The sequence below is a fragment of the Inhella sp. genome (assembly GCF_041912635.1).
Taxonomy (GTDB): Bacteria; Pseudomonadota; Gammaproteobacteria; order Burkholderiales; family Burkholderiaceae_C; genus Inhella.
Map to the genome: position 1 here is coordinate 1 of NZ_JAYRMO010000010.1, position 13,603 is coordinate 13,603.

Sequence of the window (13,603 nt, forward strand, 5' to 3'; positions counted from 1 at the left end):
GTGGCGGCGGACTACCGCCCGCAGGTCATCGAGCCCTCGCCGCTGGCGCCCGACCGCCAACCCATGCGGCCCCTGCTTATGCGCAGATTCGGACATCCTGACAACTAAACGAACAGTATTGAGGCCTTGCCATGAAGACCACCCTGCCCCTGATCTCCCTGCTGGCCCTGGCCGGCCCCGCCCTGGCTGCCGAGGGCATGTGGATGCCGCAGCAGCTGCCGCAGCTGGCCAAGTCGCTGAAGGCCGCCGGCCTGGCCTTGAGCCCGAACCAGCTGGCCGATCTGAGCGCCCAGCCGCTGGGCGCGGTGGTCGCCTTGCCCGGCTGCAGCGGCTCCTTCGTCTCGGCCCAGGGCCTGGTGGTCACCAACCACCATTGCGCCTACGGCAGCATCCAGTTCAACAGCACGCCGCAGCGCGACCTGCTGGCCCAGGGCTTTCTGGCGCGCAGCTTGAGTGAGGAGCTGCCCGCCGAACCCGGCACGCGGCTGCGCGTGACCGTGGCGGCGCGCGACGTCAGCGCCCAGGTGCTGGACGCCCCCACCCGCGCCCTGCAGGGCAAGGCGCGCAGCGAAGCGATCGAGCGCCACATCAAGCGCCTGGTGGCAGAGTGCGAGCAGGACGCCGGCCACCGCTGCTCGGTGCCGGCCTTCTTCGGCGGCCTGCAGTACCAGCTGATCAAGCAGCTGGAGATCCGCGACGTGCGCCTGGTGCACGCGCCGGCCGACATGGTGGGCCGCTTCGGCGGCGACACCGACAACTGGGTCTGGCCGCGCCACACCGGCGACTACAGCTTCTACCGCGCCTATGTGGGAGCGGACGGCAAGCCGGCCGACTTTCACCAGGACAACCAGCCCTACCGGCCCCAGCAGGTGCTGAAGCTGGCACAGGCGCCGCTGAACGAGGGCGACTTCGTCATGGTGGCGGGCTACCCAGGCCGCACCAACCGCTACCGCCTGCCGGCTGAGGTGGAGCATGGCTTCGGCTGGCAGCACCCGGCGCTGATCAAGGCCTATGGCGAGCATCTGGATCTGATCAAGCAAGCCACCACCGGCCGCCGCGACGCCGAAATCAAACTGGCCGACACCGTGGCCAGCCTGGGCAATGCGATGCAGAACTGGCAGGGCCAGCAGCGCAGCTTCGCGAACTCGGACCTGCTGGCGCGCAAGCAGGCCGAGCAGGCCGCGCTCACAAGCTGGGTGCAGGCGGATGCGCAGCGCCAGGCCCGCTTTGGCCCCAGCCTGCAGGCGGTGGAGCAATTGCTGGCCGAGCAGCAGGCGCGCGAGCGCCGCGACCTGCTGGTGGAGCTGGCCGAGCCCACACCGCTGCGCCTGGCGCGCGGCCTGTATCAGCAGGCGAAACAGCGCCAGCTGCCCGACGCCGAGCGCCGCCTGGGCTTTCAGGAACGCGACCAGAAGGCGCGCCGCCAGCGCCTGGCCGGACTGGACCGCCGCTATGACGAAACGACCGAGAAGCGCGTCGTCGCCCACTTCCTGCTGCAGCTGATGGCCCAGCCCCAGGCCTTTGAGCAGCAGCCCCTGCTCAAGGCCCTGGGCCTGCAGCCCGGCATGGACGCCGCCGCCGTGGCCGCCCAGATGGACGCGCTCTACGCTGGCAGCCCGCTGCTGGCCGAGCGCCTGCAATGGTTCGAGCGCGGCAGTGCCGCCTACGAGGCCAGCAGCGACCCCTTCATTGCCGCAGCCGTGGCCCTGCATGCCGACGACGAGGCCCGCCTGGCGCAGGGCAAGGAACTGGGCGGGCGCCTGCAGCAGGCCTACGCCAACGTGATGCAGGCCCTGATCGAGTTCAAGGCCAGCCAGGGCCAGGCCGTCTACCCGGATGCCAACAGCACCCTGCGCGTGGGCCATGGCCGCGTGCAAGGCCGCCCCGGCCCCGATGGCGCGCAGTGGAGCGCCTTCACCACCCTGCGTGGCATCCCCGAAAAGCACCAGGGCCAGGGCGACTTCGACACCCCGGCCGCCCAGCTCAAGGCCATCCAGGCGCGCCAGTTCGACCGCTACGCCGTCAAGGCGCTGGACTCGGTGCCGGTGAACTTCCTGGCCAGCCTGGACACGACCGGCGGCAGCTCCGGCTCGCCGGTGCTGAACGCGCGCGGCGAACTGGTCGGCCTGCTGTTCGACGGCACCTCGGACGCGGTCATTTCGGACTGGGACTTCAACACCCGCACCACCCGTTCGATCGGCGTGGACCTGCGCTACATGCTGTGGCAGATGAAGGTGGTAGACGGGGCCGCCAATGTGCTGAAGGAGCTGGGCGTTCAGTAAATGAGTGAGCGGCGGGCCCGCACAATCCGGGCCCCATGCTGCTTGAACTCGACGACCTGAGCCTGCGCTTCGGCGCCCTGACCGTGCTGCAGGGCCTGAACCTGCAGCTGCAGCCGGGAGAGCGCCTGGCGCTGCTCGGGCCCTCGGGCTGCGGCAAGAGCACGGTGCTGCGCGTGCTCAGCGGCCTGCTGGCGCCCGGTGGCGGGCAGCTGCGCATGCCGCGGCCGCTGCGCTTCGGCTCGGTGTTCCAGCAGCCCACGCTGCTGCCCTGGGCCAGCGTGCAGGACAACGTGGCCCTGCCCCTGCGCCTGCAGGGCAGCGCCAAGGCGGCGGCACGCGCCCAGGCCTTGCCGCTGCTGGAGCGCGTGGGCCTGGACGGCTTTTCGAACGCGCTTCCGCACGAACTGAGCGGCGGCATGCAGATGCGCGCGGCCTTTGCGCGCGCCCTCGTCAACGCGCCCGATGTGCTGCTGCTCGACGAGCCCTTTGGCGCGCTCGACGAGATCACCCGTGAGCGCCTGGGCCAGGAGCTGCTGGCCTGGTGCGCGGCGCGGCCCGAGCTGGCCGTGGTGCTGGTCACGCATTCGGTCTTCGAGGCCGTGGCCCTGGCCGACCGCGTGCTGCTGCTGGGGCCGCGGCCCAGCCGGGTGCTGCTGGAGCTGGATGTGAAGGGCCAAAGAACGGCCGAGGACTGGACCCGCCAGGACGCCTACTTCGCCCTGGTGCGCCAGGCCCAGCAGGCGCTGGCCGATGCGCTGCGGGAGGCCGCATGAAGCAGGCGCTGAAGCACTGGGCGCCGGCCGCGCTGCTGCTGCTGGGCCTGGGCCTGCTGTGGGAATGGGCCTCGCGCAGCGGCGCCGTGCCGCCCTATCTGCTGCCCGCGCCCAGCCGCATCGCGGCGGTGCTGGTGGAGGACTTCGCCAGCTTCGCGCCGGCCTGGGGCTTCACGCTCAAGGTCACCTTCGGCGCCCTGGGCCTGGCCTGCTTGAGCGGCCTGCTGGGGGCGGCCGCCTTCGCGCTGGCGCCGGCCCTGGAGCGCGCGCTGCTGCCGCTGGCAGTGGCGCTGCAGGTCACGCCGCTGGTGGCCATCGCCCCGCTGATCCTGATCTATGTGGACGACCCGCTCGCCGCCCTGCTGGTGTGCGCCTGGGTGGTGGCCTTCTTCCCCATCCTGGCCGGCACCCTGGCCGGCCTGCGCGCGGCCGATGCCGGCCTGCAGGAACTCTTCCGCCTGTACCGCGCCAGCCCGCTGCAGCGCCTGCGCTGGCTGCTGCTGCCGGGTGCCGCGCCCTACTTCCTGGCCGGGCTGCGCGTGGGCGCGGGCCTGGCGCTGATCGGGGCCGTGGTGGCCGAGTTCGCTGCCGGCGCCGCCGGCCACCAAACCGGCCTGGCCTCGCGCCTGCTCGAAGCCATGTTCCGCACTGACATGCCGCGCATGTTCGCCGCGCTCTTCCTGATCATGGCCAGCGGCCTGGGCCTGCAGGCGGCGGTGGCCTTGCTGGAGCGCCTGTGGATCGGGCGCTGGCATGGGCGCTGACCCCCAAGAAAAAGGGGCGCCTGGGCGCCCCTTGCGTCGCTGAGGATCGGGTTCAGCCTTCCTTGCGGCGACGCGCGAACCCCATCAGTCCGACCGCAGCCAGGCTCAGGGCCAACATGCCGGGTTCAGGAACAGCGAAGGTGTCGATGTTCACGAGCTCAGCCGTCGAGAAGCGGCGCTCGTTCAGCCACATCACGTCATAGGCCACGTTCCAACCCATGGCGTCAAAGGCGGCCAAGTCGAGCGAATCGATGTATTGCTGCTGACCGAAGGCCGAGGTGGGATCCATCACGCCCAGTTGGGGGTCACCGCTGTGCGCGTCCTTCCAGTGCGAGGCCTGGCGGCCATCACCGAAACTGCGACCGGTCGCCATGAAGGCGTCGCCGTCGTAAATGCTTTGGCCGCCATCGATCGAGAAGAACGGGTTGCCACCAATCGCCCAGTCGCGCACGCCTTGGTCGGCGCTCTCTTCCGAATAGCGGAACAGATCCCAGACGGACATGATGGCGTAGTTGCCCAGATTGGCGCCCAGATTGGTGTTGCCGTCATAGGTGTCGACGCCGCTGCGGAAGCCCAGGGCATGGCCGATCTCGTGGATGGCGACGCCCAGGAAATCCATCTTGCCGGCATCGATGCCGTTGGTGGGGTCGAAGTCGAAGGCGAAGTTGCTGCTAAAGGTGACGATGCCGTCGCGCTGGTTGGTGGCCGCAGCACCGGTGTAGGTCGGGGTGATGCCCAGGGCCTTGAGCAAGGAGGTGTTGGCGCTGAAGGCCGAGTTGTTCGCGCCGGCGTCCGCATCCAGCACACGGGTCAGCGGGCTGGTGTTCACACCATTGCCATTGGCCTTGGGCGCGGAAATGAGGGCATCAATCGCCTGGCCGCCCACGAAGCCCGAGGCGCGCGAAGCCACCAGGTTGTCACGGGCAATGGAGTCCAGCTTGGAGTTGCCGGCACTGCGCAGCGCATCCAGCAGCGGCCCGACATAGGACACATTGGTGGTGCTGCCCGTCGAGCCAATGACGCCCGCACCCAGCGCGGCGTAGTTCACTTCCAGGCGCACCGTCACGTCATTGGTGAGCGCCTTCTCCCAAAAGCGCGCGGCCTGCGTGAAGCCCTTGTGGATGTCGGTGCCTTCGGTGACGCCGCCGACGTTGATCAGTTCGATCTTCAGGGCAGCAGCCGGAGTGGCGTACAGAGCCAGGGTGGCGGTGGCAGCCAGGGCCAACAGGTTTTTCGTCAGGGACATGGTGGGCATCTCTTTTCAGCGATGGGCGCGGTCTGCGCCCGGGCAAATCGGAAAGATCGGCTAGCTAGCAAGATGCGAACCAGGCCTTCGGAATCAATGCGTTAACCCACTCGATTGAGGGGTATGTAAGAACCGGCGACTCCGGGTTCCCACCAGGAGCGCCGCGCGGCGAGGGCGGTGGTTGAATGCGGGCTCCTGCACCCGTCCGCCCGCCATGCTGAACCGCCGCCACCTGCTCGCCAGCCCCCTGCTCGCCGCCCCGGCCCTCATCCGCGCCCAAGGGCTGAGCCAGCCCGAGAAGATCGTCTTCGCCACCAACTGGAAGGCCCAGGCCGCGCATGGCGGCTTCTACCAGGCGCTGGTGGATGGCACCTACGCCAAGGCCGGGCTGCAGGTCGAGATCCGACAGGGAGGGCCGCAGGTGAACAACCGCCCGCTGCTGCCGGCCAAGAAGATCGACTTCCTGATGACGGGCAATCTGCTGCACGCCTTCGACAACGCCAAGATGGGCGTGCCCACCTTGAGCGTGGCGGCGGTGTTCCAGAAGGACCCGCAGGCGTTGATGGCGCATCCGGGCCAGGGGTATGAATCCTTCGAGGCGCTGAAGAAGGCGCCGCGCATCTGGATTGCCAAGGACGCGCAGTACAGCTGGTGGCAGTGGCTGAAGCGCCGCCATGGCTTCCGCGACGAGGCGCTGCGCCCCTACAACTACACGCTTGGCCCCTTCCTGGCCAACAAGCAGTCGGTGCAGCAGGGCTATTCGGTGGCCGAGCCCATCTACGTGAAGCAGCAGGGTGGCTTCGACCCGGTGGTGCACCTGCTGGCCGACCAGGGCTGGAGCACGCCCAGCACCCTGATCGATGCGCACGCCGACACGGTGGCGCAGCGCCCGGAGCTGGTGCAGCGCTTCGTGGACGCCAGCCTGGCGGGCTGGCAGGCTTACCTGGCCGGCAGCCCGGCCCAGCGCGCTAGAGCCGACGCCCGCATGCGCCAGGACAACCCCGAGATGAACCAGGCCGAGCTGGAGGCCAGCCACGCGCTGATGCTCAAGCAGCAACTGGCCGGTGCGCGCCCCGGGCCACTCAGCCTGGCGCGCGCCGACGCCTTTCTTCAGGACATGGTCAAGACCGGGCTCTACAAGGCCGGCGAGGTCGATCTGAAGAAGGTCGTCAGCGAGCGCTTCGCGCCGAAGAGCTGATCAACGGCTTTGCAGCTGGGCGCGCAAGGCGCGCCCAAGTGCCGCCTCGGCGGCCAGGAAGGGCCCGATCTGGGCCGTCGTCAGGATCTCGCCGCGCTCGCGCGCCTGCAGCAGCCACTCGGCCTGGCGCAGCACCTCGGCGTGGCGCTGGCGCAGCGCGTCGATGCGCGGCGTGTCCAGCGTCGGGCTGTGCAGCCATTCGGCCAGGCGGGTGGCGGCCAGAGGCTGCGGGGCCTGCTCGCGCTGGCCCTGCAGGTAGCGCGCCACGGCGCGCACGCAGGCGCGGTGGTCCATGTAGACGCGCAGCAGCGGCAGGTTCTCGCGGCTGACCATCTGCAGGCCCTGCCACTCCAGTGGCGGGTTCCATTGATCCACCCAGCGCGGCAGCTCGGCGGCCGGCATGGGACGCGCGATGCCATAGCCCTGCGCCAGCTCGCAGCCCAGCTGCAGCAGCACGGCGCCGTGCTCGGTGCTCTCGACGCCCTCGGCGATCACCTCGCGGCGGAAGGCCGCCGCCAGGCCGATGACGCCATCCAGGATGGCGAGGTCATCGGCATCGTCCAGCATGTCGCGTACGAAGCTCTGGTCGATCTTGAGCTGGGCCACCGGCAGGCGCTTCAGGTAGGTGAGCGAGGAGTAGCCGGTGCCGAAGTCGTCGAGCGCGAACACCAGGCCGCCACCGCGCCCTTCCACCATGGTGCGCGAGACGCCCACCAGGTCTTCCAGGGCGCTGGTCTCGAGCACCTCCAGCTGCAGGTCCTGCGGGTACAGGCCGGGGTGGCGGGCAATGGCGGCCAGCACGCGCGCAACAAAGTCGCTCTGCTGCAGCTGGCGCGCCGCCACGTTGACGCTGACGGGCAGGTGCAAGCCCTGCTCGCGCCAGTCGCTCATCTGCTGCAGCGCGGCCTCGATGACCCAGTGGCCGAGATCGCAGATCAGCGGGTGGTCCTCGATCAGCGGCAGGAACTGGCCCGGCGCCAGCAGGCCGCGCTGCGGGTGCTGCCAGCGCACCAGGGCCTCGGCGCCGATGACCTTGCCGGTGCGCAGATTGACCTTGGGCTGGTAGTGCAGCACGAACTCGCGCCGCTCCAGCGCCAAGCGCAGGCTCTCGACCGATTCGAGCTGGCCGCGCACCTGGGCGGCCTCCTCGATGTCGAACACGTGGTAGCGGTTCTTGCCGCTGACCTTGGCCTGGTACATCGCCTGGTCGGCCTGGCGCAGCAGCTGGTCGGCGTCCACCTCTTCCACCTGCGGGTAGAAGGTCACGCCCAGGCTGCCGGACACCTGCACGGTCACGCCGTCGAGCGCGAAAGGCTGAGCGATCTCGCGCAGCATGCGCGTCAGCAGGGCGTCGCAGGTGGGCTCGTCGGGCAGGTCCAGCAGCACCACCACGAACTCGTCGCCACCCAGGCGGGCCAGGGTGTCACCCTCGCGCAGCACCTGGCGCATGCGGGTGGAGAGCTCGACCAGCAGGCGGTCGCCGGCGTCGTGGCCATGCTCGTCGTTGACTTCCTTGAAGCCGTCCAGATCCAGGTAGGCAATGGCAATGCGGCCGGCATGGCGCGGCGCCATCACCATGGCGTGCTTGAGCCGGTCGGCCAGCAGCACGCGGTTGGGCAGCGCGGTCAGGGCGTCGTAATGGGCAATGTGCTCCAGCCGCTGGGCCTGCTCCTTCAGCGCCGTGATGTCGGTCATCAGGCTGATGTAGTGGGTGATCTGGCCCTGCTCGTTGCGCACCGCGCTGATGGTTTCGAGCGAGGCGAACAGCTCGCCGCCCTTGCGACGGTCCCAGATCTCGCCCTGCCACTGGCCCTGCTGCTGCAGGTCCTGCCAGAGGCGCTGGTAGTACTCGGGCGGGTGGCGGCCGGAGTCAAGCAGGCGCGGCGAGCGGCCCATCAACTCGTCGCGCGAGTAGCCGGTGACGCGCGTGAAGGCCTCGTTGACGTCCACGATCAGGCCGGTGGCGTCGGTGATCATGATGCCCTCGCGCGCGTGCGTGAACACGCCGGCGGCCAGCTGCAGGCGCTGCACGGTCTCGCGGCGCTCGCTCTCCAGCCGGTGCAGGCGGCGCTGGGTGTCGAGCAAGCGGCCCATCAGCGAGTCGGGCGGAGGTTCCTGGGCCAGCGGCACATGGCTCTCGAACTCGGCGCGGCTGAGCTCGGCAATCTGCGCCTCCAACTCAGCCAGGCTGCCGCCCATGCGCTGGCGCAGACGCCGGGCCTGGCGCAGGCGGCGCAGGGCCCCCAGCAACAGCAGGGCCAGCAGCAGGCCCGGCAGCCAGACCCAGCTCATCGGGTCTGACTGCGCTCAGCGCGCAGGCTCAGGGGATTGGGGAGACGCCGCATCAGCGATGAGGGTTTTCGCGCAAGGGTGAGAACCGATTTGGGGGGCGTTTGTAACCCGTGGGGCGGGGCTGCCACCCCCGGGGCGGCCCTGGCTTGGGCCCTGGCCCGCTTAGGCGCCGAGCCAGTAGGCGGGCTGCTCCTGGGTCAGCTGCAGGCGCAGCGGGCCGGCGGGCAAGTCCAGCGCCAGGCTCCAGGCCGGCAGGGCGTGCGCCGTGCCCGCGGCGTCCAGCAGGCGCGCCGGCGCCACGGTGAAGCAGGCGCGCCAGGGCCAGGGGGCGTCCCATTCGACGTCGCTGCGCACGCGCTGCAGCTCGCCGCTGCGCTCGCGCAGCATCAGGTTCAGGTCGCGCGTGGCGCCGCCCAGCAGGCGGCAGCCGGGCGCGGCGGCGCCATCGAACGCCAGGGCCGCGCTGGCCGGCGTCAGCTGCAGGGCCTGGCTGTTCAGCGTCAGCTCCACGCCAGGGCCTTGCAGCACCGCGAAGTGGCGCTGCACACCTGGGAAAGACGAGAAGGGCCCGTCCTGCTCGATGTCCGCCAGGCTGACGCGCAGGCGCCAGTCGGCGCCGGCGGGTTCGGCAAAGAGCTCGCGGGTCTGCCCACCGCCGTTGCGCCAAGGCGTGGGGGGAATGGAGTCAGCCAGAAGGATCTGCATGGGGCGAAGCGTAGCGGCGCTACGCTTGCGCGCATGAATGCAAGTGCCCGCGAACTGCTGCAAGGCCTGCGCGCCTACGAGCATGGCAAGGTGGTGTCGGCCGACGAGGCCGTGGCCCTGATCCAGGACGGCGACACCCTGGCCACCTGCGGCTTCGTCGGCATCGGCTTCGCCGAGACCCTGGCCCTGGCGCTGGAGCGGCGCTTCGAGCGCACGGCCGCACCGCGCGATCTCACCCTCGTCTACGCCGCCGGCCAGGGCGACGGCAAGACGCGTGGCCTGAACCACCTCGGCCACGAGGGCCTGGTGAAGGCCGTGGTGGGCGGCCACTGGGGCCTGGTGCCGCGCCTGCAGCAGCTGGCGGTGACGAACCGCATCGAGGCCTGGAACCTGCCACAGGGCGTCATCACCCATCTGTTCCGCGACATCGCCGCCGGCAAGCCCGGGCATCTGTCGCGCATCGGCCTGGGCACCTTCGTGGACCCGCGCCATGGCGGCGGCCGGCTGAACGAGCGCACGCAGATGGAGCGCGTGCGGCTGATGGAGATCGACGGTGAAGAATTCCTGTTCTACAAGGCCTTCCCCATCCAGGTCGCCTTCGTGCGCGCCAGCACCGCCGACCTGGACGGCAACCTGACGATGGAGCGCGAGGCGCTGACGCTCGAAGGCCTGTCGGTCGCCATGGCCACGCACAACAGCGGCGGCATCGTCATCGCCCAGGTGGAGCGCCTGGCCGAGCGCGGCAGCCTGAACCCCCGCCAGGTCAAGATCCCCGGCGTGCTGGTGGACTGCGTGGTGCTGGCCGAAGCGCCCGAGCAGCACCTGCAGACCTTCGCGACACCCTACTCCCCCGCCTTCGCCGGCGAGCTGCGCGCGCCGGCCTCGCAGCTCAAGCCCATGCCCCTGAACGACCGCAAGGTCATCGCCCGGCGCGCTGCGCTGGAGCTGCGCGCCGGCCAGGTGGTGAACCTGGGCATCGGCATGCCCGAGGGCGTGGCGGCGGTGGCGGCCGAGGAACGCGTCACCGACCTCATCACCCTGAGCACCGAGCCCGGCGTGATCGGCGGCATTCCGGCCGGCGGGCTGGACTTCGGCGCCGCCGTCAACACCCAGGCCATCATCGACCAGCCTTACCAGTTCGACTTCTACGACGGCGGTGGCCTGGACCTGGCGGTGCTCGGCCTGGCGCAGGCGGATGCCGAGGGCAATGTCAACGTCAGCCGCTTCGGCCCGCGCCTGGCCGGGGCGGGCGGCTTCATCAACATCTCGCAGTCCGCCAAGCGCCTGGTGTTCGCCGGCAGCTTCAGCGCGGAGGGTGTGCGCAAGTTTGTGCAGACCGTCGAGCATCGAACGTTCAGCGGCCGCCACGCCGCGGCGCGCGGGCAGTCCGTTCTGTATGTGACCGAGCGCTGCGTGCTGCGCCTCACATCAGATGGCCTGGAACTGACCGAGGTGGCGCCAGGCCTGGACCTGGAGCGCGACGTGCTGGCGCAGATGGACTTCCGCCCGCTGCTGCCGCGCGACCCCGTGCCGATGGACGCCGCGCTGTTCGAGCCCGCACCGATGGGCCTGCGCGAACGCCTGCTGGCCCTGCCGCTGGAACAGCGCCTGCAGTTCGATGCGCAGCATGGCGTGCTCTTCGTCGACCTCTCGCGCCTGCGCCTGCGCACGCCCGCCGAGGTCGAGCAACTGGCCGGCGTGCTGCAGGCGCGGCTGGAGGCGATCGGCCAGCCGGTCGACGGCGTCATCAACTACGAGCAGTTCGAGCTCGACCCCGAGGTGGCCGACCTCTGGGCCCAGCGCGCCGCCGAGCTGGCGCAGCGTCACTACCGCCGCGTCACGCGCTACGGCGGCTCGGCCTTCGTGCGCGCGCGGCTCACCCAGGCGCTGGCGCTGCGCGGCCTGCCGCCGAGCATGGTGGCGACGGCGGATGAGGCGGTGGCGGCGTTGGGACGCGCCGCTTCGCCTGTGCGCTAAGACCCACCGGTACCGGTGGCCAGCAGCGCCCCGGATTCGTTCACAACCCAGCCGGTCTTGGCGTCGAGAAACTGAACCTGGCTCAGGCCCACCTCCGTGGGCAGCACCCGTCGGGTCCAGCTGCGGCCCGCATCGGCCGTGAAGAACAGACCGGCCTCGCCGGCCAGCCAGCCATGCTGCTCGTCTACAAAGCAGAGGTCACGCCATGGTGCGATGCCGGCCAGACGCTGGGTCTGCCAGCTGAGTCCGCCATCCTCGGAGCGGCTGATCTCGCCCCCCAACCCGATCGCCACCAGGCCATGAGCACCGACGGCCCGCACCAGATGGAAGGACTCGGCGCCCGAGAACGCGGCGCGCCAGCTCTGGCCGCCGTCGGTACTGACCGCCACCTCCCCAGATTGGCCCACTGCGACCCAGCGCTGGGGGCGCAGAGCCAAGGCCGTGGTGTGCGGCGGCGGTCGCACCCGGTGCCAGGTCTGCCCGCCATCCCCGGTTACCCAGGCTTCGTTGCCCGCCAGAGCCCAGCCCGATAACGGGTCGTCAAAACGGAACTGATGCACCGGCACCTCGAAGGGCAGGGCGGTAGACCAGCTGCGACCGGCATCCAGGCTACCCATCAGCCGGCCTTCGAGGCTGAGCACATAGCCCTGCTGCGCACTGAGCCGCTGAATCCGGCTGGCGCGTGGCGCCGTGGCCATGGGCGACCACTTGCGCCCCCCATCGTCGGTCTGGGCCAGCACGCCACCGTTTTCAATGCGCCAGCCGTGACGGTCGTCGGCGAAGGACAGCGCACGGATGCCACCGTCGGGCCGACCCAGAGGCGCTACTTGCGTCCAGCTCTGGCCCGCGTCGGCCGAGAGGTGGACCTGGTCCGGCAGCTCCAGCTGCAGGCCGCGCTCACCCACCCGCTGCCAGCGCGCCAAGCCCGGGCTCTCGACGGCGGTTGGCAATTGCATCGGCACCCAGGTGCGCCCCCAGTCCTCGCTGCGCCAGGCGCCGCCGGGCGTGGTGGCGAAGAGCCACGCGCCGTCATGGCTCAGGAAGCCCCCGCTTTCCGGCGGCTGCAGTGCCAGCCAGTGGCGGCCACCGTCCTCACTGCGCCGCAGTTGGCCTTGGCTGTCGATCAGCAATCGCTGACCATCGGCGCTGGCCTGGAGCACCTTGACGCCGATCGCCGGACCGTCTGCATCAAGCGCCTGCTCTCTCCAATGCGCGCCGCCGTCATGGCTCAGATGCAGGTCGATCCGGTAAGTCCAGGCCTGCGCTGATTCGACCGGGAAGGCACGAAACACCCACAGCGCCACACCTTGGGGACCGAACAGGCTGAGGCTGGGTGTGCTCTGCGCCCCTGCTCGCTCGAAGTTCACCTGCGATTCAAAGTGCTGTTCGCCGGGTCTTTGGCGCTGCAGCTCCGCTCCCTGAAAGCGCCAAAGCTGACCGTCGCCCCCGACGGCTGAGAGGTCGCTGCTCAGGCTCTGCCAGGTGGCCCCGCCATCCGTGCTGAGGATGCGGCTGACCCCCTGACGGACCAGCAGATAGTTTGGCCGGACCTGCTCCAACTGCGCGACGCCGTCCATCAGCGGGGCGGGCAAGCGGCTGGGTTCCCAGTGCAGGCCGCCGTCGCGGGTGCGCAGCAAGGCGCCTCGTTGGCCGGTGATCCAGCCATTCAGCAGGTCGGCAAAGCCGATGTCAAAGAGCGCGACGTTTGTCCCTGAAGGCCGGCGCTGCCAGCTACGTCCGCCGTCCTCGGTCTTGAAGATGTCGCCCCCCTCACCCACGCGCCAGCCCGTCGTGGGTGTCAGGAACCGCACCTGGTGGGTGGCGTTGCCGCTTGGCAAGGGGTGTAGCCAACACCAGCCACGGCCAAGCCCCGCGCTGCAATCCAGATCGTCCAGATGGGCGATGTTGCTGACGCTCAGGCGCAGCCGGCTCTCACGGAAGTCGCCGCTGGGGTGTTGAACGCGCAGCACCACCTCATAGTCTCCCGCCCTCGCGTAGCGATGCTGCGGATCCGGCACGCTGCTGCGCTGGCCGTCGCCAAAGTCCCAGCTGAATTCGAGCCCGGGCGCCGCTTGCAGACCGGCGCGAAAGGCGACGGGTGCGCCCACGTCTGCCGCCTGCGGCAGCGGCACGTTCAGCTGCGCCGGCAAGGCGGCAGGAGCCGGCTCGTCCACGCCGCCGCAGCCCGCGAGCAGGCTCATCCAAAGTCCTAGCATCGCCGTGGCCGCGCGCCACCCTGCCCCTGTCCGTTTCATCCGTTCGCTCCCTGGTCTTCTCGTTTCAGCGGCGCGGATTCTCAGGTTCGTTCCGCTAGGAGTCTGCGCGGCAGAAGAGATCGAAGCGAAAGACCCGAGGCGAGCGGGCAA

General features: G+C 70.1%; 9 protein-coding genes. 5 read left to right on the top strand and 4 right to left on the bottom strand.

Annotated features, from left to right (window positions below):
• The first annotated feature begins 131 nt into the window (after positions 1 to 131).
• The 3 genes from ACE3QP_RS07640 to ACE3QP_RS07650 are packed head-to-tail and all read left to right on the top strand — an operon-like array spanning position 132 to position 3,819.
• Positions 132 to 2,282, top strand: a complete 2,151-nt coding sequence (locus ACE3QP_RS07640; protein ID WP_374434906.1) for a S46 family peptidase — start codon at positions 132 to 134, stop codon at positions 2,280 to 2,282.
• A 35-nt stretch (positions 2,283 to 2,317) separates the two neighbouring features.
• A complete protein-coding gene (locus ACE3QP_RS07645) occupies positions 2,318 to 3,055 on the top strand; it encodes an ABC transporter ATP-binding protein (RefSeq protein ID WP_374434908.1) in 738 nt (245 codons plus the stop codon).
• Positions 3,052 to 3,819, top strand: coding sequence for an ABC transporter permease (locus tag ACE3QP_RS07650; RefSeq protein ID WP_374434909.1), 768 nt, complete (start codon positions 3,052 to 3,054; stop codon positions 3,817 to 3,819). The genes ACE3QP_RS07645 and ACE3QP_RS07650 overlap by 4 nt, the downstream gene beginning before the upstream one ends.
• Positions 3,820 to 3,871: 52 nt before the next feature.
• Here the strand turns inward: ACE3QP_RS07650 and ACE3QP_RS07655 are convergent, their stop codons facing one another.
• Positions 3,872 to 5,065, bottom strand: coding sequence for an NF038122 family metalloprotease (locus ACE3QP_RS07655; RefSeq protein WP_374434911.1), 1,194 nt, complete (start codon positions 5,063 to 5,065; stop codon positions 3,872 to 3,874).
• Positions 5,066 to 5,279: 214 nt separating this feature from the next.
• Between ACE3QP_RS07655 and ACE3QP_RS07660 the strand changes: the two genes are divergently transcribed.
• Positions 5,280 to 6,263, top strand: coding sequence for an ABC transporter substrate-binding protein (locus tag ACE3QP_RS07660; protein ID WP_374434912.1), 984 nt, complete (start codon positions 5,280 to 5,282; stop codon positions 6,261 to 6,263).
• Here ACE3QP_RS07660 and ACE3QP_RS07665 read toward each other — a convergent pair whose 3' ends face one another.
• Positions 6,264 to 8,555, bottom strand: coding sequence for a putative bifunctional diguanylate cyclase/phosphodiesterase (locus ACE3QP_RS07665; protein ID WP_374434913.1), 2,292 nt, complete (start codon positions 8,553 to 8,555; stop codon positions 6,264 to 6,266). It abuts the gene before it with no gap.
• A gap of 162 nt (positions 8,556 to 8,717) precedes the next feature.
• Positions 8,718 to 9,260 (bottom strand): HutD family protein, encoded by a 543-nt coding sequence (locus ACE3QP_RS07670; RefSeq protein ID WP_374434914.1) that lies wholly within the window; start codon positions 9,258 to 9,260, stop codon positions 8,718 to 8,720.
• Between the two features lie 33 nt (positions 9,261 to 9,293).
• Between ACE3QP_RS07670 and ACE3QP_RS07675 the strand changes: the two genes are divergently transcribed.
• Positions 9,294 to 11,237: an acyl CoA:acetate/3-ketoacid CoA transferase gene (locus ACE3QP_RS07675; protein WP_374434916.1), complete on the top strand. Its 1,944-nt coding sequence runs from the start codon at positions 9,294 to 9,296 to the stop codon at positions 11,235 to 11,237.
• Here ACE3QP_RS07675 and ACE3QP_RS07680 read toward each other — a convergent pair.
• The gene (locus ACE3QP_RS07680) at positions 11,234 to 13,438 is read right to left on the bottom strand and encodes a YCF48-related protein (protein WP_374434917.1); all 2,205 of its coding nucleotides are present in this window, start codon (positions 13,436 to 13,438) and stop codon (positions 11,234 to 11,236) included. The two genes, ACE3QP_RS07675 and ACE3QP_RS07680, sit on opposite strands and share 4 nt — an antisense overlap.
• Positions 13,439 to 13,603: the final 165 nt, after the last annotated feature.